This window comes from Anaerocolumna jejuensis DSM 15929, from assembly GCF_900142215.1.
GTDB lineage: Bacteria > Bacillota > Clostridia > Lachnospirales > Lachnospiraceae > Anaerocolumna > Anaerocolumna jejuensis.
In genome coordinates, this window is the sequence record NZ_FRAC01000026.1 from 69,082 (window position 1) to 90,670 (window position 21,589).

Consider the following 21,589-nt stretch of genomic DNA (forward strand, 5'->3'; position numbering starts at 1 on the left):
GAGTCAAATTTCCATAACCTCGAAAAATCGAAGTCTATGGAATTATATTTTGAGGAAACGGTATCTTTATCTTATGTTGATACCAGCTTCCATCTATTTTTTAATATTTAATTATGCACCAATGTATGGAATCCTGATTGCCTTTAAGGATTTTAGTTTTAAGAAGGGGATTTGGGGCAGTGATTGGATCGGATTAGAGAATTTCAGATATATGTTTCAATTGGATAATTTTTATTCGGTATTTACGAATTCCATTCTGTTAAGTTTATTAAGAATTTTATTTACCTTCCCCATACCGATACTTTTGGCTTTGCTGCTCAACGACATAAAAAGTTCAAAATACCAGAAGGTGATGCAGACTCTGTTCTACCTTCCTCATTTTGTTTCCTGGGTGGTCATTGGCGGTATTCTGATCAATTTCTTATCGCCGGTCAGCGGTATTATCAATATTTTAATACAGTCCTTCGGCGGTGAACCAATTTTCTTCCTGGCAGAGGATAAATATTTCAAACCCATTGTTATACTAACAAGTATATGGAAAGATTCCGGCTGGGGCACCATTATTTATCTTGCGGCAATTACCGGAATTTCCAGTGATTTATATGAAGCGGCGAGAATTGACGGGGCCAATAAGCTAAAATGCCTGAGATATATTACACTGCCCTGTATTAAATCTACCGTTGTAATTATGCTGATCTTAAGGCTGGGGAGTATTATGAATAATGGCTTTGAACAGATTTTTATTCTCCAGAATTCCAAAAATCTTGGCGTATCCGAAGTATTTGAAACCTATACCTACCGGCTTGGACTCCTTGGCGGAAGATATTCCTTTGCCACAACGGTAGGCTTGTTTACTTCCGTTATCGGTATCATCTTCCTGTTAGCAAGTAACAAAATCGCAGGTAAAATGGGAGAAGAAGGAATTTGGTAATGGAGGTTCGTCTATTTAACCTATCGAAAAAGAAAAGGAAGGCTTTTATTTATGAAAAAAGAATCGATACATATTAAAAAGAAACGTAATTTTGCAGTTCGGCTGAAAAACATGACTCCCATAGATATTCTGTATCAGATCTTTGTCTATGTTACAGTGACCGTTTTCGCCCTTATCTGTTTATATCCCATATTATATGTATTTGCCATTTCCATTACTCCCTATGCGGAATATCTGGAAAACCCGCTTAAACTAATTCCCGGTAAACTTGATTTATCGGCCTATTATAAATTGCTGCATTTGCCGTTAATCTATTCCGGTTACCGGGTAACCATATTCATTACTATAGCCGGAACCCTATTAAATATCATATTGCTGTGCATAACAGCATATCCCCTGTCTAAAAAAGATTTAAAAGGCAGAAATGTTATCTTAGCTCTGATTACCTTTACCATGTTTTTTAACGGAGGCTTGATACCGAATTTTTATATTATCCGCAGTCTTTATTTATATGATACCATATGGGCTTTAATTCTGCCCGGATGTCTTGGAGCCTATAATCTGATTTTAATGAAGAACTTTATATCCGGTATCCCTGCCAGTCTGGAAGAGTCGGCTTATATAGACGGGGCCAACGAGTTTCAGGTGTTATGGAGAATTATTGTTCCCCTGTCCAAGCCGGCCATTGCAACCTTTGTAATCTTCCATGTAGTAAGCCAGTGGAACTCCTACTTTAATGCAATCATATATACCTCAAAGCGAAGCTTATGGCCTTTAATGCTGGTTTTACGTGAAATGGTAGTAGATGACGGTATGGCACTGGCAAATCAGTCCACCGCGGCGGATTCCCTGACTAATCCCTATACCTTAAAAATGGCCACCATCATTGTCTGCGTGCTTCCAATATTATGTATCTACCCTTTTATGCAGCGTTACTTTACCAAGGGCTTATTAGTGGGTTCTGTAAAAGGATGAAATAGCCGGATTCCATATATGTAAAATACGATATAAAAAAGAAAGGATTGCCATAAAGGAAGGAATTCAAACTTCACTTTTTGGTGATACGGGCAGCCGCCCGTCGGGTGAATTAAAATGAGTATATTGTTACCGGAACTAAAATCCAGCTCTGTAATAACACGAGTAAACGCCGGTGAACCGGTTTTAAGTGCCAGGGATATGCCCTATGAGGCTGAGTGCATCTTTAATGCCGGAGTAGTAAAATACAAGAATAAGTATGTTATGGCATTCCGCAATGATTATGATTATAACGGGAAAGGCGGCTTTCATAAATGCTTTATCGGATTAGCCTTCAGTGATGATGGTATAAAATGGGAAGTAAACAAGGAACCCTTTTTAACAGCGGCAGATATCCATGACCCGGATGTAACCAGAGTTTATGATCCCAGGCTGACCGTAATTGAAGATTTATGCTATCTTTGCTTTGCCGTAGATACCAGACATGGTGTCCGGGGTGGAATTGCTGTTACGAAAGACCTGAAAAGTATCGAAGTGCTGTCCTTAACTGCTCCGGATAACCGGAATATGGTTCTCTTTCCGGAAAAAATAAACGGAAAATATATACGCTTAGAACGTCCCTTTCCCGTTTATTCAAGAGGCGGAATCGACCGCTTTGATACCTGGATTTCCTTCTCACCGGATCTTCGTTATTGGGGCGGTACAAGGCTCTTATTAGCAGTTGAGGATGTTCCCTATGCCAATGATAAAACGGGTCCGGGAGCCCCCCCAATCAGGACAAAAGCCGGATGGCTTACCTTATTCCATTCTGTGGATATTGACTGGACAAGAGGGAAAAACGGCTGGGAAGAAAAATGGCAGAAACGGTATTGTGCAGGAATCATGCTATTGGATCTGAATGATCCTTCTAAAATAATCGGCTTATACAAAAAACCGTTAATTGCACCGGAAACCCGATATGAAACCGAGGAAGGTTACCGAACAAATGTTATATTTCCGGGTGGTATGATTTTAGAAGAAAACGGTGAGGTCAAAATTTATTACGGTGCCTCCGACACGGTGGAATGCCTGGCAATTGCTAATGTCGATGATTTAATTGCCCTTTGCCTTTCCTAGAAAATTTATTACATTCATACTTGCTCCCAATGCATACCGCAGACAAGTCTGCGGTACTGCCATAAATAATGGGGTGTGAAAGTGCTTTTCTTTCACACTTGCTCACATTGCATACCGCAGACAAGTCTGCGGTACTGCCATAAATAATGGGGTGTGAAAGTGCTTTTCTTTCACACTTGTCCTTCTATCTGTTCTATCTGCCGGATTAATTCTAAACTCATTTATCCGGCAGTTTTTTATTGAATTTGTACTGCTTCTTTACACCACGAATTTTCTTTCTCATTCCAAATGGTAATGCTCATACAACAAGCCCACCCTCTACTCTTTGACTGACCCCATTACCATACCTGTGATAAGATATTTCTGTAGAAACGGATAAATCAGCAATAATGGTATAATTGCTACCATAATCTTGGCAGCATTCAAGTTCTTATTGGATAATTCAGCGGCATTGCCCAATGCTGCGCTGGAAGTACTTTGCCTTAGCAGTTCCTGCATGTCAACACGTAAGGATTGTATGTAGGTCATAATCGGATAATTTTTTACTTTTTGTATATAAATTAATCCTGCAAAGAAGTCATTCCAGTTTCCAACTATACTAAACAGGGCAATCGTTGCAATACTGGGCTTCGCACAGGGAACCAAAATTTTTGTAAGTACCTGAATTGGTGTGGAACCGTCAATAACAGCTGCTTCCTCTAAGGATTTTGGTATTCCAAGGAAGAAGTTCATAACAAGAATTACATTAAATATAGGCAATGCTCCAGGTAAAATAAGTGCCCATATGGAATTTAGCAATCCAAGATTTTTCACTAAAATAAAGCTGGGAATCATACCACCGTTAAATAACATGGCAAAAATCAATAAATTCATATAAATATTGCGAGCCTTAAACTCCCTTTTAGTTTTCGTAAGGGGATATGCCATTAGTACACATAGGGAAACATTTAACAGCACTCCAAAGAAAACCCTTATTACGGAGATTCCAAAGGAACGCCAGAATTGATTGTCACCTATTATTTTCTTATAGGCTGCCAAAGTAAAATCGATTGGCAATAAACCTACTTTATTGGCAGATACTGCTGCACCACTACTAAAGGATATGGCAACGATATTCCATAAGGGCAGCAAACACATTACTCCCAAAAGAAACACAACCGCATAAATTATAATATTTCGAACCTTTGATGAAAAGCTTCTATTATCCATCCGGATATACCTCCTAAAATATCTTCCTGTCAGTAAATTTCTGCGTCAGACCATTTGCGCTCAGAAGTAATATCATGCCAACCAGAGAACGCAGCAAACCAACTGCAGAGCCAAAGCTGTACTGTCTTCCCACCAGACCAATCCGGTAAACATAGGTATCCAGAACATCACCTGTTTCATACACCATCGGAGAATAAAGATTGAAAATCTGGTCAAATCCAGCACTTAAGATACTGGTAAGGCTCATTGCAGCCATCAATAAGATAATGGGCATCATACCGGGGAGGGTAACATGCCACACTCTCTTCCACCAAGAGGCACCGTCAATAGCTGCCGCTTCATGCAGCCCCGGATCAATAGCCGTAATTGCAGCAAGGTATATAACAGAGCTATAGCCAAACTCCTTCCAAACATCGGTTCCCACCATAAGTCCGGGGAAGATCTTGTTGCTTCCCAGAAAATTAATTTTTTCCATTCCAAAGCCAGCTAAAATCTGATTGATACTGCCATCCAGATTAAACATATTGACAACTACACTGGCAAGAACTACCCAGGATAGGAAGTGAGGAAGGTATACTATTGTCTGAACTGTCTTTTTAAAGAACTTTATACGGATTTCATTCAAAAGAATAGAGAATGCAATGGCAACAATGGTTCCCAGAATAATCTTACCCAAGGCAATACCCATCGTATTTCTTACAATTTTCCAGATATCCGGCAGTTGAAACATATAGGTAAAATGCTTTAATCCTACAAACTTCGAATGAAAAAGTCCCTTTGCCGGAATAAAATCCTGAAAAGCCATAATGATTCCAATCATAGGGATATAACTAAATATAATTAAGAAAACCATTCCCGGAATCATCATTAAGTGATAGCTTCTTCCTGTACAGCTTAATCTGCTTTTCTTATTCATGTCTTCCTCCTGCTTCTAAGGTAAAATCATACAACCTGAATTTAAGGGGCTGTTGCAAAATGATGCTCTGCGGAGTATAACTTTGCCATAATGCACTGTTTGACAGACAGATGATTTGAATGCTATACGCGAACATATTATGTACGATTTTAGCATACAAATCATGCCAGCTGTCGGTCAACCGGTGTGTGAGGCAGGTTATACTCCGCAGAGCTTTTTTTTGCAGCAGCCCCATATGAACTTCACTATTTAATTTGGTCCTGAATTTCTTTTATAATCTGTTCTCCGCCTTGCTTGTTCCATTGTGAAACAAAATCCTGGAATCCAGAATCTACAGGAGTGGCTCCTGTCACTATCTTAAGGAAAGTCTCCTCTTCCAGTTTATTCAGGTTAGCCATATTGGTTTTCATAGTGGCTGTTTCCACAGGAAAAACCGGTGTGATAAAGTTAATCGTATTTGACTCCGTCATAGATTGTATTAATCCAATTCCCTTCATACGAGAATGATATCTTGCCCAGTCCGCAGTAGCAGCATTTGCTGAATCGGCCAAATAGGCCTTTACACTTTTGATTACATTTTGGGATTCTACCGTTCTTGCGTCTTCGATCTTGATTTCGTCCTTTACACCTTTTTCGATATCCGCATAATCGTCCAGCAAAGAGGTTGAAGAGCTTATCTCTATATTAAATGGACGCGCTGTTCCATCTACAGCATTGTTGATGTAATTTTCTACTTCTGGATACTTTGCTACTTCTTCCGGTTTATATTTCATTGTATCATAGAACATATTTGCAATCTGTATTGCAATTTCCGGATGCTTAAAGCCTTTTCTTACAACAACACCTCCAACCACAGGGTTAATATGCTTCGTATTTACCTTGCCCTTTTCATCTTCAATGGCATAAGCCTCGAAGGTGGCATTTTTATCTAATTCACGAACATTATTCAGCAGCCAGTCCGGCATATGCCACGGTCCAAATACAATACCAATTTGTCCATTGGTAAGTAAAGATGTGATGTCATCCCACGTTCTTGTACCAAGCTGGGGATCAATGATACCTTCCTTAAACCAATCGGCCGCCAACGAAAGTGCACTCTTCATTGGCTCTGAAGTAGAACCATATGACACCTGTCCATTGTCATTCATCCATGTTCTTGGATATGCACCAAAAGCAGATGTAACTGCATTTATAGAATTTGCGCTTGAAGGGTCGTCACCGGTTAAATTGGGTGTAAATGCCATTCCTACCGGATTCTGAGCCTTTCCAGGATTTTTCTCTAAGAACTCTTTTGCAATCATCTTAAGTTCATCTAATGTTATAATATGATTATGATCTGCGTCCACTTTAATCCCCAACTCCTGTAACCAGTCACTTCTAATCCATGCTTCTGTTGGTCCTGGATCCGGATCTGTAGCCGGAAGCATCATGATTTTACCGTCAAAAGTAATTCTGTCTAATGCTCTTCCATCAAAGGAATCAACTGCTTCCTTTAAAGTATCACTGGCATACTTATTCCACACCTCTGTCAAATCAGCAATTAAATCATTGTCTACCATCTCTTCTAATACCGCTTGATTTCTTATTGTCATCATATCCGGTAATTCTCCGGAGGATAGTGCAAGGGAAATCTGTGTATCATAATCTGTACCATTTGCTTCAAACGCATCTTTAAGGTCAATGTTCAAAACTTCTTCTGCCCAACGAGTATATGCATTATCCTCATAAGTATCTCCATCCGGCAATTTCGGGTTTGCAGTTGTCATTCTCCCCAAAGTAACTTCGTATTTATCCGCTTTACTGTTTGTTCCGCTTTCTGTTCCTTCCTTCTTTGATGAATCATTTTTCTGATTACTTTGACTACTGCATGCTGCCAAGGATACTACCATACAGCCAGTTAGCAGAATGCTTAGTAACTTGCTTCTTAATCCTCTTTTTTTCATACATTTCCTCCAATTTTTTGTTTTACTGCTCCCCCGAAATGATCATTTCTTTGTATTTAAGTATAGCGGTTACCCAAAACTTGAACAATATTAATATTTTCAGATTTATTGCACTATCTTCTTCACTTATGAATTGAAGTTGAGATTTTAAACTTTCCTATGCTATACTATGGTTAATGAAGCAGCTATCGGCTCATATAATTTCAGGAGGTAACAATGTACCATATTTTAATCGTGGATGATGAAAAGGATGAACGGAAAGTCATCCTTTTTCTGTTGAAAAAATTCAATATCGATCTTACAATGCTTTCCGCAAGTGACGGTATGGAGGCATATAGCATTCTAAAAAGTCAACCAATCGATATCCTGTTTACCGATATTCAGATGCCGCTTTTGAATGGTCTGGAACTGGCTTCAAAGGCAAGAGAACTCTATCCGGACATTGAGATTATTTTCTTTAGTGGTCATGATGATTTCAATTATGCAAAAAAAGCACTTTTCCTGCACGCAGAAAATTATATATTAAAGCCTGTCAATCCCTTGGAATTAAAGGAAACCCTGGAAAAAGTCATGGGAAAATTAGAACATAGGGAAAATCCATATGCTTCCTATGAGAACAGCATAAAAGAAAAATTTTATATACAAAATCCGCCGGAAGCCCCGGACTTTTCTGAAAGCGACGTGGAGGATTCTAAACTTCTTTCCGATATTGAACAGGCAATTTCATTAAAGAATCCAGGCAATTTAGAAGGAAGTATTACACATTTATTAGAAAAATATCAGAATGCCACCAGCATTTCCCATATTTATATCCGATACTTATGTACCTCCATATTGCAATACTTAACAAGTTATCTTTCTTCCAATGAACTGGATTTTCATGAAATCACAGAAAAAATATATACCTTTCGAAATTTTGGTGAAATCAGGAATTGTATTGAAGAATATCTACGAATAGTGCTGGTGCAGATGCAGCAGGATTCCCAAAATGCAAATCAACCGGTTCAGTTAGTTAAGCATTATATCCGTACCCATTACATGGAAGACTTAAGCTTAAGCTGCCTTGCAGATAAAGTGTATCTGAGTCCTCAATATTTGAGCACTATGTTTTCCCAGACTACCGGAACCAGCCTGAATCATTACATACGGAATATACGCATTGAAAAGGCCAGGGAATTGCTTTTGACCACAAACATGAAGATTTCAGATATTGGAAAAGCTATCGGGTATTCCAATATTCCTTATTTTTGCAGGATCTTTCAAGAGGAACGCGGACAGTCACCGGAAAAATACCGTTTGAACAGAGGTGGTATGGAACCATGTTAAAGAATATGAGTTATAAATATAAGATTCTATTGATTCTGCTGCTCATAGGACTGATACCGGTTATTTTAATCGGCTCCTTTTCCTATTATTTTATGCATGAGCAGGCAATTGATAAAGAAACCTCCTCCTTAAACAAGCTATTAGAGCAGGAAATCCAGAGCATGGATAATAGGCTGAACAGTTATCTCTCTTCTATTCAGATGATCGCCTGGAATAAGGGTGTCCGCTCTGTCTTATCCGGTCATTATACTGCCGTTTTCGATATGTATCTGGCATACCGGGACGTAATTGATCCGATAGTAACATCAGTACCTTCCATTGATAAGACAGTAAAATCCATAACAATCTATTCTGATACTTCCCTCAATCCCCACGGCAACATTTTACTCCCTCTTTCGAAGGCTAAAAAACAGGAATGGTATTCAGCAAGCAGCTCCTTCACCTCTCCAACCTTTACCTTTTCTGCCGATTATAAAAAATTATATCTGATATATAAGATTTTTTACTATGACAGCTCCTTTACCAATCTTATCTGCTTCACCATTGATTCCCAGGCACTTCTAGGTTCCTTGGAATCCCTTTATAGTGATTCTTATGGCGTGATGTTAAAACAGAAAGATCAAGCACTGCTTTTTAGCTATGACAAGGGTAAGGGTAAGAGCCAGGACCAATTAAATATCGCAGATACTCCGGAAACAGATTCCAAAACATTCTATGAGAATTATGTAATAGAATTCCGGTCTTTGACCTCTGTTCCATGGACATTGTACCTGTACCGCCCGACCTCTGTAGTGACCGCCCCCGCAAAACAGATAGCTTTCTTTGTTATCTTAGCTGTACTGCTTATTGCTATTATTATTGTAGGTTTCAGCCTGCTTCTTTCTGCGGCTATCTTCCGTCCCATTAAAGAGCTTTCTAACAATATGAAGCTCATTGAACAGGATAACTTAGAGATTACCGTATTTTCTGATTCCACCGATGAAATCGGAATACTGATACAGACATTTACCCACATGGTGGAACGGCTAAAATACCTTATTAATGAGGTACTACGTGGACGTATTGTCCAACAGGACTATGAATTTAAGGCTCTTCAGGCTCAAATCAATCCTCACTTTTTTTACAACTCCTTGTCATTGATCAACAGTAAGGCCATTTTAGCCGGGCAGGAGGATATCAGCAGGATGGCACAGCTGCTGTCCACATTCTACCGAACCACGGTTAATAAAGGAAATAGTTTAACTACAGTAAAGGATGAGCTGAATAACATATACTCCTATATAGATATCCAGCGTATTATGCGCTCTGATTCTTTCGAAGTTGTTTACGAAATTGATAATGGGGTTTTACCTTATAAGATGCCAAATCTCCTGATCCAACCCCTTGTTGAAAATGCCATATTACATGGATTGGATTACAAGCTTACCTCTGATAAGAAGGTTTTAACTGTGTATGCTTATAAAGAAGATGACCTTGTGTTCCGTGTCATGGATAACGGATGTGGTATGTCGAAAGAAAAATGCCAGAATATTTTATCCAATGACAGTAACGGATATGGCATAAAAAATGTCCACCAAAGAGTTCAGTTATACTATGGAGAGACATATGGTTTAACCTATACCAGCACCGTGGGGGTTGGAACCAGTGTCATATTACGGATAATGGCGGATGTCCCCAACCTGCCAGTCTCGTTCTGAGATACTTCCGATTGGAAATTCAAGATTGCAGCAGATTGACACTGCCTGCTGATTGTGTTATGGTTAAGGAAATGTTCTTGTAAGTACAATAACTGGAGGAATTAATCCTATGTACACGATTAAAGAAGTCTCGGACAGGACCGGCCTATCCATCTATACCCTGCGTTACTATGACAAGGAAGGGCTCCTTCCTTTAATAAAACGTACTCCTTCTGGAATCCGTAAATTTTCCGATAACGATATCGCCTGGATTGGTTTAATCTGCTGTCTTAAGAATTCCGGAATGTCTATTGATAATGTGAAAAAATTTATGAACCTTTGCCTTAAGGGGGAAGAAACTGCAGAAAACCGCAAAGAAATGCTTTTGGAGCACAAGGAGCACATTCTGCAGCAGATGAATGAACTGCAGAACAGCCTGAGCACAGTAAATTATAAAATCAATCATTACAAAGAAATAGGAATTTTCCATATAGACGGTGATAAGCAGGATGCTGTATAACAGCCGTAAATATTCCAAGGAGGCACTCCATGCTCTCAATCCCCATAGACATTGAATCCTTTGTTCCTATGTACGAACAGATATATTCCTATATAAAAAATGAAATCAAAGACGGCAGGCTCTCCGAGCATTATAAGCTTCCTTCTGCCAGAAGCCTGGCTGCCCATTTAAATATCAGCCGCAATACGGTAGATATGGCCTATTCCCAGCTGGTGTCAGAGGGTTATATCGAGGCGATTCCCAAAAGCGGCTTTTATGTGGCCGCTATTTCTGCTCTTGCTTCTATTCCTCTAATGCCGGTATCCAAAAAGGAAGAAAAAAAAGAGGAGAAAAAATCCTTTCATTACGATTTTTCTCCCTTTGCTATTGATATCAACAGCTTCCCATATAATATCTGGAGAAAACTGTCAAAGGACTGCATGAACGAATACAACAACGAGCTTTTTCTATTAGGCGACAGCAAAGGAGACGAGGCTCTGCGTACTGCCATCGCCGGATATCTTTACAGCTCAAGGGGTGTTATCTGCTCTCCGGAGCAGATTATAGTAGGCGCAGGAACAGATTATCTTCTGCTCCTGCTCTCTAGGCTGTTCTTCTGGCAAAAGTTCGAAGCAGAAAATACCGCTCCCGCCCTTATGGCAATGGAAAACCCAACCTATAAAAGAGCTTATGAGATTTTTACCGGAATGCAGTTTGAGGTACTTCCCATAGAACTGGACCAGAATGGCATCTGCGTTGACAGCCTTTTTAAAACAAAGGCTGATATTGTATATGTAACACCTTCCCACCAATACCCTCTTGGTGTGGTAATGCCTGTCAAGAGAAGGCAGGAGCTTCTCTCCTGGGCTTCCTTGAAAAGAGAACGCTACATCATTGAAGACGACCATGACAGCGAATTCCGCTATAAGGGAAAGCCGATACCTGCCCTTAAAGGTATGGATTCCCTGGGTAAGGTTATATATCTTGGTACTTTTTCAAGAGCCATTGCTCCTGCCATCCGTGTCGGATACATGGTACTGCCCGAGGAGCTGCTAATACTATATAAAAAACATCTGGGTATGTTCTCTTCAACCGTCTCCAGAGTGGACCAGTATATCATAACCCACTTTCTGTCAGACGGATATTTTGAGCGCCACCTTAATAAAATCCGAACTCTCTATAAGAATAAACACGACCTCCTGCTGCAGACATTAAAAATCTTCCATGACAGGATTATCATAGAAGGGGAACATGCCGGCCTCCATCTGGTGGTTTATTTTAAGACTTCCCTTACGGAAAAAGAGCTGCTTGACCTGGCCGCAGGCAACGGTATCAGGCTCTATGGCCTAAACAGGCATTATATAACACCTAATACCGGTACCCTGCCGGGAATTCTTCTTGGCTATGCCAATTTATCAGAAGAAGAAATTAAAAAGGGGACTCTTGCTTTATATGAGGTCTTAAAAGATATCTTAACAGTGTAGAGGAACAGGCAGGCTGTGAGCATAAAGAAGCAAAGTAATATCAACTCAACAATGCTTTTTCACAGATTCTTGACCTATATCTCAACCTCTTTATGAAAGTACTTCCTGCCATAAGCCAAATCCTTATCCATCTGGGCTTTCAGTTCATCCAGGGAATGAAATACTTCCTCTCCCCTCATTCTCTCTAAGAAGGATACCTGAATAAACTTCCCGTAAAGGTCATTGTCATAATCAAAAAGGTAGGTTTCCACCCGTTTCTCGGGAGTCACTCCTACTGTAGGATTATGTCCGATATTGGTAATGCCGGGATACTCCTGCCCGTCAATATTCGTAAGGGTAATATACACTCCATCCGGCGGCAGCAGCTTCGTCTTATCCGGTAACAGATTGGTAGTGGGAAAGCCTATTGTTCTTCCGATCTTTCTTCCATGGAGGACTTCTCCTCTCACAGAAAAGGGCCTGCCAAGAAGCTTTATTACCTTCTCCATGTTTCCTTTCCCGATCTGTTCTCTGATACAGGAACTGCTGATTTCTTTCCTTTCACACTTGCTCCCATTGCATATCGCAGATTGGTCTGCGGTAGTAAGCTCTTTTCTTTCATACTTCTTCTTTTCTATGATTTCAAGTTCATAACCATATACAGATGCGTATTCTTCCAGCATCTTTGTATTTCCTCTTCGATTCCTGCCAAAACAGAAATCAGAGCCCACTGCAATGTATTTTGCATCCATTTTATGAATCAGGATATCTTCAATAAATTTTTCCGGCTCCATGGACCTTGTTTCTTCCGTAAACGGAAAGGAAATCATAACATCCACTCCGTATTCCTCAAGTATGTGCTGTTTTTCCTCTTCCGTATAGATTAATTCCATTTCTCTATCTGAAAGCAGGTTTACAGGATGATAGAGAAAGGTAAATACGACTGCATTTAATCCCTTTTTCTTTTGCTCTGTTATTTTATTCAGCAATAGCTGATGGCCTAAATGCAGCCCGTCAAACTTTCCCAGGGTAACCGCACTTTTTTCCAGATGAAAATCTGTTCTTCCTGCTATATATTCCATATTTATACCCATTGCATATCGCAGGTAAGCCTGCGATACTGCCACAAATAAAAAGAGTGAAAGAATCTATAAGTGGCATCCTTTCAAATACGTTATTTTCTTTCACTCTTGCTCCCATTGCATACCGCAGGCCTGTCTGCGGTACTGCCATAAATAATGGAGTGTGAAAGCGTTTTTCTTTCACACTTGCTCCCATCGTGCTTTATAAAAACATTTTATAGGGTTTTATCATCCCTTCGTCCGGACAATACTTGTAAATACCGATAAAATTGTTTTCTCCGTCATAGATTCGGACTTTATCTGTCATATCAGACAAATCCGGTATTTTCTGCTCAAGTTGATCTATGTTTAAGAAGTTCCCATTATAAAGCTGCTTTTCAAATTCTTTCCTCACCGTTACTTTTGTATAATCGGGAAACATGTCCGGGACTTGAATAATATGTTCACTCAGCACATCTTCTCTGTATTTCTCTTCTATCTCTTCTAATTTCAAGCTTTTGCTTAGCTCAAATTCCCCTGACCGTATTCTTGTCAGCTCCTTCATACAGCCTCCGCATAGAAGCTTTTCACCAATATCATGGCAAAGGGTTCTGATATAGGTTCCCTTGGAACAGTCCACTACTATAACCGCCTCCTTGGTTTCCATATTTAATTCCTCCACCGTAATGCTATGTATTTCAACATTTCTGGCTTCCCTTGGAACTTCCTTTCCTTCTCTGGCTAATTCATAAAGGCGTCTTCCTTCTATCTTAAGGGCAGAGTACATGGGCGGAATCTGGGCATAGGGGCCCTGAAAAGAATAAATGGCATGAAGTATCTCTTCTTTTCCTGCCGCTACCGGTTTTTCTGCCAATACCTTACCGGTAATATCCTGGGTATCCGTAGTTGTTCCAAGAAGCAATACTGCCCGGTAAGTCTTGCTCTTATCCGTTAAGATATCACACAGCTTTGTTCCGCTGCCGAGGCAGACCGGCAGGACCCCTTCTGCATCAGGGTCGAGGGTTCCAGTATGTCCGATTTTCTTCTGCTTTAATATTCCCCGAAGTTTAGCCACAACATCGTGAGAGGTATAACCTTTTTCCTTGTATACATTAATAATTCCGTTTATCAACCAAATGCTCCTGTTCCTTAACTGTTTTTTAGCTGAAATTCAATATGAGGCGTAAGATTATTGACAACATCGTGCAGGGTACCGTGAAGTGTACAGCCTGCTGCCATGATATGTCCGCCGCCGCCGAAGTATACGGCAATCTTTCTGACATCTACTACGCCGTTGGAGCGCATACTTACCTTATATTCACGGAAATCCGTTTCATAAATCAGTATGGCCACTTCTACTCCCTTCGTTATTCGAAGCTGGTCAATAATTCCGTCCAGGTCTGTGGATTCCACTTCATAAAATTCCATTGTTTTTTTGCTGACTGAGGATACAATACATTTTCCGTCAAGCAGAAGAATGCTCTCTAAAAGACATCTTCCTAACACCTGGTTCTGATGATAATCCTTCCGGTAGAAGGTCTCATCAATCATTTCCGAAAAAGGAACTCCCAGCTCAATCAGGCTTCCTGCTATCTCCATGGTCCTCTTTGTGGTGTTGCTGTGCTTAAACACGCCTGTATCATGTATGATACCCATATAGAGGGCCTTTGCAATAGTAAGGTCAATATATTTTTTATCCATCAGCTCATAAAGGACCTCACAGGTCGAACTGGCGTCTGCCACCACATAATTTACCTGAGCAAAATTAGTGTTACTGATATGGTGGTCGATATTTATGGACTTTTTTGCACTTTTAAAATATTCTTCCGCAAATCCCAGCCTGTCGGAGCTTCCGCTGTCAAGTGAAATGAAAACATCATACTCTTTCTTATTATCACTGTTTTGTAATACCCTGTCCGAATCTTCCGTAATCCGAAGCTTTTCCGGTATCTCTTCCAGATAAAAGTCAATCTGTGCCTCTTTATTAATCCGGCTCAAATAACGGTATAGGGCCAGACAGGAACCGGCACAGTCCCCATCCGGCCTCATATGCCCGGCTATTCCAATACTCTTAACATTCCCCACTTCTTTTAGTAAATCCATTCACCATACCTCCCTGCTTTTATCAATTGCCATCTATTCTGTCATAGAATCGTCACTTTCTTTGCCGTCTTCCTGTAAATCTTTTGTAACTTCATTTATCAGATGGGACATATTGACACCATATTCGATAGATTGGTCTATGATAAAGATTAATTCCGGGGTGTTTCTCAAATTAATTGATTTAGCCAGCTGCCCTCTCATATAAGGAGCCGCACTGCGCAAACCGGCCAGTGTATTCTTTTGTACCTGTTCATCACCAAGCACACTGATATATACCTTGGCATGCTTTAGATCCGGTGCCACATCCACCGCGACCACAGAGGTCATAGGCTGAATTCTCGGATCCTTTATCTCTCTGCTTATTAACTGGCTTAATTCTCTTTGAACCTCACCATTGATTCTTGTATTTTTGATACTGTTTTTCCTCATATAAACCTCTCTCTTGGATTTTGCCTCTTGAAATATTTATAGGTCATTTCCCATGATTTAATAAATCTTTTAAGGTAGTACTACTATTACTATTTCCCTTATTTCTTTCCCCATGCACTTTCAGCCTGGATACTTCTGTCTTACATTTATAAAATCCGGATTCTTAGTTAAATGTCCCTATTTTCTTTCTTAAGGCTTGCGCCATAAGGATTCTATTCTTTCTAATCTCCCCATGGCGCAGTATTTTACCTTATTACTTTCTTGGAACTTCTTCCATAATATAAAACTCTACCTGGTCAAATTCTTTGATATCATTGAATTTTTCAAATACCAGACCGCATTCATAACCTGCTGCTACTTCTTTCACGTCATCCTTAAAGCGCTTCAAGGAAGCCAGGTTGCCCTCGAAAATCTGCACGCCTTCTCTGGATATTCTGGAAAAGCAGCCTCTTTGAATCTTACCGTCAAGGCAATAGGAACCTGCTATTATACCAAGACCGGAGGCCTTAAATACCTGCCTTACTTCCGCATGGCCAATGACTTTCTCTTCATAGATAGGCTCTAACATTCCCTTCATTGCGGATTCTACATCCTCAATTGCATTGTATATTACACGGTAAAGTCTTAAATCTACTTTTTCACTTTCAGCCTTATCCTTTGCCACATTATCCGGCCTTACATTAAAGCCTATGATAATGGCATTGGAAGCACTGGCAAGGTTAACATCAGATTCATTGATAGCACCAACACCACCATGTATAATTCTGACCGCTACTTCTTCGTTGCTTAGCTTTAACAAGCTTTGCTTCATAGCTTCTACCGAACCCTGAACATCTGCTTTTATGATGATGTTCAGTTCTTTTATATTGCCGGCTTTAATCTGAGAAAATAATCCGTCAAGGGAAAGCTTTGCTTTGGTATCCTCCAACAGCTTTTCTCTGCCCTGGGAGATATAGGTCTCTGAAATGGCCCTTGCCTCTTTTTCGGTATCCGTTGCTATAAAGATTTCTCCTGCATCGGGTACTTCATTTAACCCAAGAATCTCTACGGGAGTGGAAGGAGCCGCATCCTTTACTCTTCTTCCCTTATCATCCATCATCGCTCTTACCTTACCATAGGCAGAACCGATTGCAATGGAATCTCCGACATGAAGGGTTCCCTTCTGTACAAGAACGGTAGCAACAGGGCCTCTTCCCTTATCAAGCTCTGCTTCAATTACAATACCTCTGGCATTTCTGTCCGGATTAGCCTTTAATTCTACTAACTCTGATGTGAGGATAATCATTTCAAGAAGCTGTTCAATACCTTCCTTGGTGTGTGCAGACACGGGAACGAATATGGTATCACCGCCCCAATCTTCTGCTACCAGCTCATATTCCGTTAATTCCTGCTTTACACGTTCAATATTGGCACTGGGCTTATCAATTTTATTGATTGCAACGATAATCTGTATACCGGCTGCTTTTGCATGGCTGATGGCCTCTATTGTCTGAGGCATTACACCGTCATCTGCCGCAACTACCAGAATTGCAATATCAGTAGACTGGGCACCACGCATTCTCATGGAGGTGAAGGCTTCATGTCCGGGTGTATCCAGGAAGGTTATCTTCTCACCATTTACTTCCACTACATAAGCTCCGATGTGCTGGGTGATACCACCTGCCTCATGGGAGGTTACATTGGTCTCTCTGATAGCATCCAAAAGAGAAGTCTTACCATGGTCAACATGACCCATTACGCAGACAACAGGAGGTCTCTTTACAAGTGTGCTGGCATCCTCTTCTTCTTCCTTTAAAAGCTCTTTGATGACATCCACTTTTACTTCATGCTCTGCAATGATTTCATACTCAATGGCAATTTCTTCTGCCTCTTCAAAGGTGATTTCCTGATTAATGGAGACCATCTTGCCGGAAAGGAACAGCTTCTTTACAAGGGTAGCTGCCGGCATTTTCATCTTATCTGCCAGTTCCTTTATGGTTAGTATATCCGGAAGAATAATTGTCTTAATCTCATCTTCCTTATTTTCCAGCTGAACAGCCTTTGGCTTAATAAACTGGCCCTTCTTAGGCAGCTTGATTTCGTCATTGTTCTCGTTATGGAAATCCTTCTCATAGCTGTTCTTTGTATTTTTAGCATTTTTATTTACTCTGCTGTTTCTAACGCTTACAGAATCACTTCTTGACATTCCAATAGGTCCATCGAACTTCTTAGTGGAATCCGTTCTGTTTCCAGTACTTCTCCTTCTGTTATCATTGGTGTCATCTTTATCCTTATTCATGCCGCCAAATCTGTCATAGCCTCTGTTATCTGAGGACTGGCCGTTGTTACGGTTAGAAGAGTTTCCATTATAGGGGCGGTAGCCATTGCCATTCCCATTCCCTGCTGGCCTTCCTCCTCCTGAGTAAGGTCTTCCCTGTCCGTTTCCTGATGGCCTGTTCTGAGAATCATTGTTTCTGTTATATCCCTGGCCGCTTCCATCATTGTTCCTGTTATATCCCTGACCGGTACTTCCATAACTGTTTCTGTTATACTGCCCCTGACCGGTACCTCCATTATTGTTTCTGTTATACTGTCCCTGGCCGGTGCCTCCGTTATTATTTCTGTTATACTGCCCTTGGCCGGTACCACCGTTATTGTTTCTGTTATACTGTCCCTGGCCGGTACCACCGTTATTGTTTCTGTTATACTGTCCCTGGCCGGTACCACCGTTATTGTTTCTGTTATACTGTCCCTGATTATTATTTCCATAGGAATTGTTTCCGTAAGGACGGTTTGCTCCGCCTGCTGAATAACCTTGGTTACTGCCCCCTCTGTCATTCTGAGGTCTTCCGCCGTTTCCTTGCTGTCCATACTGTCCCTGTGAACGATTTTCGCCGTAAGGGCGGTTCTGATTATTCTGATTTCCCTGGCGGTAAGGTGTATTCTGTCCCTGACCCTGATTATGAGCACCCTGTGCTCGAGTGAAGCCTTCTCTATCTGCCCTCTGTCCCTGGTCCTGTCTCTGATAAGGAGGTCTGTCGGATCCCTGAGCATGAGTGCCCTGTCCTTGAGCATGAGCTCCCTGCCCTTGAGCTCCCTGTGTTTGAGCTCCTTGAGCTCTGGTAAAGCCTTCTCTTTCCGGTCTTTGTCCCTGGTCTTGCCTTACCCCCTGCTGATGAGGACGTCTTTCTGAGTTATCGTTGTAATTTCTCTGGTTTCCGTCCGGTCTTTGTCCCTGATTATTCCTGTTGTTATAACCATCTCTGTCGTTTCTCTGTCCTTGATAGGAACCACGGGAACCTTGTGTACTATTATTATGCTCTGTAAAACCGGTTCTTTGTGTGTTCTGTCCACCATCCACAGAAGCTGTCTGAGATTTGTTAAACTGGTTACTCGGTGCAGTTTCCGCCTTCTTTTCTTTATTTTCCGCCGCCAATGCTGTTGCTGCTACGGAACTGCTTTTCTCAGTCTGACCAGTCTGACCTGACTGGGGAGCGAAATGCCCTTTTACCATGTTAATCTCCTTATCATCAATGCTGCTCATGTGGCTTTTGACATCCACACCTTTATCATTTAGAAAGCCTACAATATCCTTGCTGTGTATATTAAATTCTTTTGCCAGTTCATATATTTTGATTTTTGCCATACTTACTACCTCCACTTATCATGACTCAGAGCTTTCGCCGCTTGAATCATTCTTTAACATGTTCAGTTGCTTTTCTACCATATCAGCCAGACCTTTGTCTAAGAGAACCAGGGAAGCCCTGAATTCTTTTCCAATAGCATGACCGAGTTTTGTCTTATCACCAAAAAAGTAAATCGGCACTTTATAGTAAGTACACATATTGGAAAACATCTTTTTTGTATTATCCGACGCTTCGGCGGAAACCAAAACAAGCTTTGCCTTTCCTTCCTTTACGGCCTTTTCGGTCATAAATTCACCGCTTGAGAGCCTTCCAGCTTTTGCTGCTAAGCCAATATAAGAAAATACTTTTTTTTCAATATTCTGTTCTGTCGTTGTGCTATTGTTTTCATATGCCAAGTCCATTCAGCTCCTTCTTCAATTCCTCGTACACCTCTCCGGGAATATTTACTTTCAAGGACCTTTCCAGACCTTTGCTCTTCATTGCCTTTACAAAACATTCTTCCGATTTGCAAAGGTATGCGCCTCTTCCGTTCTTTTTGCCTGTGGCATCAAGCATTATAATATCCTCCGGTGTTTTTATAACACGGATCATTTCTTTTTTATTTTTCATTTCACCGCAGCCAATGCATTGCCGCTGGGGAATTTTCTTTACTGCTGCCATTTCCTTTTACCATCCAATTTCGTCAGCCTGGGTCTCACTCTTGATATCAATCTTAAAGCCGGTTAATCTCGCAGCCAGGCGGGCATTCTGCCCTTCCTTGCCGATTGCCAGAGAAAGCTGGTAATCCGGTACAATAACACGGGCGCTCTTTTCCGGCTCGTCTACGGAAACAGCCACTACCTTGGCAGGGCTTAAAGCATTCTCTATGAGAATGGCAGGGTCCTCGCTCCAGTTAATGATATCGATTTTTTCTCCCCTGAGCTCATTTACAATCGCATTTACTCTGGCACCGTTGATACCGACACAGGCTCCCACAGGGTCAACATCCGAATTGTTGGAGTGAACTGCTATTTTGGTCCTGGAACCGGCCTCTCTTGATATGCTCTTGATTTCTACGGTTCCGTCCTTTACTTCCGCAACCTCAGCTTCAAACAGCCTCTTAACCAATTCAGGGTGAGTTCTGGAAACTGTTATCTTCGGTCCCTTGGTGGTATCCTTTACTTCCAGCACATATAATTTGATACGGTCCGTAGGTCTGAAATGTTCTCCCTTCACCTGCTCATTTTCCGTAAGGACAGCATCCACTTTTCCAAGGTTAATACTTACATTATTTCCTACATAGCGCTGTACGATACCGGTTACTACATCTTTTTCTTTACTGTAATACTGGTTATACAATACTTTTCTTTCTTCTTCCCGGATTTTTTGTACGACTACCTGCTTTGCCTTCTGGGCAGCAATACGTCCAAAATTCTTAGGAGTTACTTCCACATTAACGATGTCGCCGATATCATTCCTGGGAAACTTTAATCTTGCTTCCACAACACTGATCTGGGTAACAGGGTCCGCTACGGTTTCTACGATTTCTCTTTCTGCGTAGACATTTACAGCTCCTGTTTCTCTGTTTATATTAACCTTGATATTATCCGCCTTACCAAAATGGTTCTTACAGGCAGCTACCAATGAGTTTTCCATGGCTTCCAACAGAATTTCCTTACTGATATCTTTTTCTCTCTCTATCTGATTTAATGCGTCAATTAACTCTTTGTTACCGTTCATTTTCTGTGAATCCTCCTCTTTTCTCCTTCTATTAGGGTTTTATACTTGTGAAAATCAAAATACAATTTTCACTTTTTAGGGAATAATTAAAAATCAAATGCAAGGCGTATTAAAGAAATGTTCTGTCTTGGGATATCCATGGTCTCGCCTTCTTCAAATTCCAGGGTTATCTTTTCTTCATCGTAAGCCTGTAATATGCCTGTAAATTGCTTTTGCTTCTCGATTGCCTTATAAAGCTTTACATCCACTTCTTCACCAAGGCTTCTCTTAAAATCCTTTTCTTTCTTAAGCTGTCTGCCAAGGCCCGGTGAGCTGACTTCTAAAATATAGGCATCCGGTATAAAATCATGCTTATCCAATAAATCGCTTAATGCCCTGCTGACTAACTCACAGTCATCAACGGTGATACCACCCGTTTTATCAATATAAGCCCTAAGATACCAGTTGCTTCCTTCCTTTACATATTCCACATCCACTAATTCAAACTGATGCTCGGATATGATTGGCTCCAGCAGCTGCTCTGTCTTCAGTTCATAGTCTTCTTTCTTTGTCATCTTCACCTAAACCTTTCTATAAATACAAAGAGTGGACTTTCGT

Annotated in this window: 19 protein-coding genes; 7 read left to right on the forward strand and 12 right to left on the reverse strand. The window is 40.8% G+C overall.

Annotated elements, in window-relative coordinates:
• Positions 1-49 precede the first annotated feature (49 nt).
• The 3 genes from BUB77_RS21925 (at position 50) to BUB77_RS21935 (ending at position 3,022) form a co-directional block, all read left to right on the forward strand.
• Positions 50-931, forward strand: coding sequence for an ABC transporter permease (locus BUB77_RS21925; protein WP_242962566.1), 882 nt, complete (start codon positions 50-52; stop codon positions 929-931).
• Positions 932-982: 51 nt separating this feature from the next.
• Complete coding sequence (locus BUB77_RS21930; RefSeq protein WP_207650855.1) at positions 983-1,906, forward strand: carbohydrate ABC transporter permease; 924 nt, start codon at positions 983-985, stop codon at positions 1,904-1,906.
• A 117-nt stretch (positions 1,907-2,023) separates the two neighbouring features.
• Complete coding sequence (locus tag BUB77_RS21935; protein WP_073279153.1) at positions 2,024-3,022, forward strand: glycoside hydrolase family 130 protein; 999 nt, start codon at positions 2,024-2,026, stop codon at positions 3,020-3,022.
• Between the two features lie 318 nt (positions 3,023-3,340).
• Here the strand turns inward: BUB77_RS21935 and BUB77_RS21940 are convergent, their stop codons facing one another.
• From BUB77_RS21940 to BUB77_RS21955, 3 genes are all read right to left on the reverse strand, one after another.
• Positions 3,341-4,231, reverse strand: a complete 891-nt coding sequence (locus tag BUB77_RS21940) for a carbohydrate ABC transporter permease (RefSeq protein ID WP_073279154.1) — start codon at positions 4,229-4,231, stop codon at positions 3,341-3,343.
• 13 nt (positions 4,232-4,244) lie between these two features.
• Complete coding sequence (locus tag BUB77_RS21945) at positions 4,245-5,147, reverse strand: ABC transporter permease (RefSeq protein ID WP_073279155.1); 903 nt, start codon at positions 5,145-5,147, stop codon at positions 4,245-4,247.
• A 245-nt stretch (positions 5,148-5,392) separates the two neighbouring features.
• Positions 5,393-7,090, reverse strand: coding sequence for an extracellular solute-binding protein (locus BUB77_RS21955; RefSeq protein ID WP_073279157.1), 1,698 nt, complete (start codon positions 7,088-7,090; stop codon positions 5,393-5,395).
• 216 nt (positions 7,091-7,306) lie between these two features.
• Here BUB77_RS21955 and BUB77_RS21960 point away from each other — a divergent pair, with 216 nt between their 5' ends.
• The 4 genes from BUB77_RS21960 (at position 7,307) to pdxR (ending at position 12,075) form a co-directional block, all read left to right on the forward strand.
• Positions 7,307-8,416: a response regulator gene (locus tag BUB77_RS21960; RefSeq protein ID WP_073279158.1), complete on the forward strand. Its 1,110-nt coding sequence runs from the start codon at positions 7,307-7,309 to the stop codon at positions 8,414-8,416.
• The gene (locus tag BUB77_RS21965; protein WP_073279159.1) at positions 8,410-10,113 is read left to right on the forward strand and encodes a sensor histidine kinase; all 1,704 of its coding nucleotides are present in this window, start codon (positions 8,410-8,412) and stop codon (positions 10,111-10,113) included. The genes BUB77_RS21960 and BUB77_RS21965 overlap by 7 nt, the downstream gene beginning before the upstream one ends.
• 109 nt (positions 10,114-10,222) lie before the next feature.
• Positions 10,223-10,612, forward strand: a complete 390-nt coding sequence (locus BUB77_RS21970) for a MerR family transcriptional regulator (RefSeq protein WP_073279160.1) — start codon at positions 10,223-10,225, stop codon at positions 10,610-10,612.
• 29 nt (positions 10,613-10,641) lie between these two features.
• On the forward strand, positions 10,642-12,075 hold the full coding sequence (pdxR, locus tag BUB77_RS21975; protein WP_073279161.1) for a MocR-like pyridoxine biosynthesis transcription factor PdxR: 1,434 nt from the start codon (positions 10,642-10,644) through the stop codon (positions 12,073-12,075).
• A 74-nt stretch (positions 12,076-12,149) separates the two neighbouring features.
• Here the strand turns inward: pdxR and BUB77_RS21980 are convergent, their stop codons facing one another.
• From BUB77_RS21980 to rimP, 9 genes are all read right to left on the reverse strand, one after another.
• Positions 12,150-13,136 carry a bifunctional riboflavin kinase/FAD synthetase gene (locus BUB77_RS21980; RefSeq protein ID WP_073279179.1) on the reverse strand — a complete coding sequence of 329 codons (987 nt, stop codon included), beginning with the start codon at positions 13,134-13,136 and terminating at the stop codon, positions 12,150-12,152.
• 202 nt (positions 13,137-13,338) lie between these two features.
• The gene (gene truB, locus BUB77_RS21985; RefSeq protein WP_073279162.1) at positions 13,339-14,247 is read right to left on the reverse strand and encodes a tRNA pseudouridine(55) synthase TruB; all 909 of its coding nucleotides are present in this window, start codon (positions 14,245-14,247) and stop codon (positions 13,339-13,341) included.
• Between the two features lie 17 nt (positions 14,248-14,264).
• Positions 14,265-15,218 carry a DHH family phosphoesterase gene (locus tag BUB77_RS21990; protein ID WP_073279163.1) on the reverse strand — a complete coding sequence of 318 codons (954 nt, stop codon included), beginning with the start codon at positions 15,216-15,218 and terminating at the stop codon, positions 14,265-14,267.
• A gap of 33 nt (positions 15,219-15,251) precedes the next feature.
• Positions 15,252-15,647: a 30S ribosome-binding factor RbfA gene (gene rbfA / locus BUB77_RS21995; protein WP_073279164.1), complete on the reverse strand. Its 396-nt coding sequence runs from the start codon at positions 15,645-15,647 to the stop codon at positions 15,252-15,254.
• Positions 15,648-15,900: 253 nt separating this feature from the next.
• Positions 15,901-19,272 carry a translation initiation factor IF-2 gene (gene infB / locus BUB77_RS22000; RefSeq protein WP_073279165.1) on the reverse strand — a complete coding sequence of 1,124 codons (3,372 nt, stop codon included), beginning with the start codon at positions 19,270-19,272 and terminating at the stop codon, positions 15,901-15,903.
• Between the two features lie 18 nt (positions 19,273-19,290).
• Positions 19,291-19,674 (reverse strand): L7Ae/L30e/S12e/Gadd45 family ribosomal protein, encoded by a 384-nt coding sequence (locus BUB77_RS22005; protein ID WP_073279166.1) that lies wholly within the window; start codon positions 19,672-19,674, stop codon positions 19,291-19,293.
• Positions 19,658-19,933: an RNase P modulator RnpM gene (gene rnpM / locus BUB77_RS22010; protein WP_073279167.1), complete on the reverse strand. Its 276-nt coding sequence runs from the start codon at positions 19,931-19,933 to the stop codon at positions 19,658-19,660. Before rnpM ends, BUB77_RS22005 begins: the two co-directional genes overlap by 17 nt.
• 6 nt (positions 19,934-19,939) lie before the next feature.
• A complete protein-coding gene (gene nusA, locus BUB77_RS22015) occupies positions 19,940-20,992 on the reverse strand; it encodes a transcription termination factor NusA (protein WP_073279168.1) in 1,053 nt (350 codons plus the stop codon).
• Between the two features lie 86 nt (positions 20,993-21,078).
• On the reverse strand, positions 21,079-21,546 hold the full coding sequence (rimP, locus tag BUB77_RS22020; RefSeq protein ID WP_073279169.1) for a ribosome maturation factor RimP: 468 nt from the start codon (positions 21,544-21,546) through the stop codon (positions 21,079-21,081).
• Between the last annotated feature and the right edge of the window lie 43 nt (positions 21,547-21,589).